The 1284-nt window shown below is 58.1% G+C and carries 2 protein-coding genes; one reads left to right on the top strand and one right to left on the bottom strand.

The annotated features are described in order from the left end of the window. Window positions 1-8 precede the first annotated feature (8 nt). On the top strand, window positions 9-227 hold the full coding sequence (locus ACXJKH_RS20695) for a PaaI family thioesterase (protein WP_457322201.1): 219 nt from the start codon (window positions 9-11) through the stop codon (window positions 225-227). 333 nt (window positions 228-560) lie between these two features. Here the strand turns inward: ACXJKH_RS20695 and ACXJKH_RS20690 are convergent, their stop codons facing one another. Then, window positions 561-848, bottom strand: coding sequence for a hypothetical protein (locus ACXJKH_RS20690; protein ID WP_457322199.1), 288 nt, complete (start codon window positions 846-848; stop codon window positions 561-563). Between the last annotated feature and the right edge of the window lie 436 nt (window positions 849-1284).

Below are 1284 nucleotides of genomic sequence, written 5' to 3'. Positions count from 1 at the left end.
ACTCCACCCTGATCGAGCCAGCAACGAGCTTCACAAGCATCGAGCTGTCCATTTCATTTTTGCGCCCTGTGTGGAAAGCCAGGCTAAGGGCTCACGCTTGGCCCACGCATCGCGGTCGGACGATTAGCCACTATAGATGCGATATCCAGCGCGAGGACGGCATGACCGTCGCTACAGCAACCAGCATTGTAATGACGCTCACGCAAGATCGGGCAGAGGGCAGGTGACTACTCGGCTAGGACGGGCAACCTTTACCGGAGCACATCGAGAGCAAACAAGAACACTAAAAGAGTAGCCGCGATCGTGATGGTTTCTCGACTGGGCTTTAGGAGGAAACCACCACAAGGCCACCGCCTGCCGGCCTATTCGGCGCTGTCTACGCTTTTCCCACGCACGGTGACTTGGCGTAGCTATGGACTATCATTGGTGCCTCTTTCGCCCCCCAGGCGGCAGAGTGCTCGACAAGGAATCGCGAAACCAGCCGATTGCTGCGGGCAAGGAAACCTACCAACCGACGTACCACTGTCTCCGCGCGTACTAGCCACAAAAACGTGGCGGTGTCATTGAAGGAATGGACCTAAGAATGCCTCCGCAACCACCGTAGGAYCCATACCAGCTGATTGGGAGCGTCGGACCAGCTCAAAAAGCTGCTGAAGCTGTTCCGGATGTTGCAAAAGCCAATTGGCAACGAATACGTCCTCTTTGACGCTGATCTGATGCCGCGCAATGTACCCAACGACGATTGTGAAGAATCTCTCCTCGCCATCTTTTAGTCCCGACGGCATGAAGATCGCGCGTCCCGCAGGATAGGCCAGCAGGCGGGCTCGAAGCAGGCTCTCACGTTCCAATGCGGTTGCTTTCGAAGCAGGCCCAAAAATGGGCGCTCTCGCCACCTCTTCGAAAGAATTCTTTATCACCCCCACAGCGTCCTTCAGTAGCTGCCCACCCCAAGCTGGGCCCGTCCAGACCTCATCAACGACCCATTCCGAACTCTGGGCCTCCTGCCCCGCCCAACCGGGGTGAGCAAATAGCCCCCTAACTTGCCTGGCCGTCATTTCCAGCCGAAACAATAGCTCAACGTCGAGGGTGCGCAGGGCCGCCGACTCGCGAGGGCTATGCGGGCTGGCGTCCTGATATGTGTCCTCCATACACGAGTAGCGGCCGGATAGGGCCGAGCTTTAGTCACGTCCGGCTTGGGTTTCGTGCTGCGGACGTGCGCAGCAGAAGGGCCACTTAACTATTGGGACAATTCCCTCCGCCGGCCATTGCGCGCACGCAAAGCCC

It is taken from the genome of Stenotrophomonas sp. P5_B8, from assembly GCF_054049855.1.
Note: the sequence above shows the minus strand (reverse complement) of the source record. Positions and strands in the feature narration are given on the sequence as shown.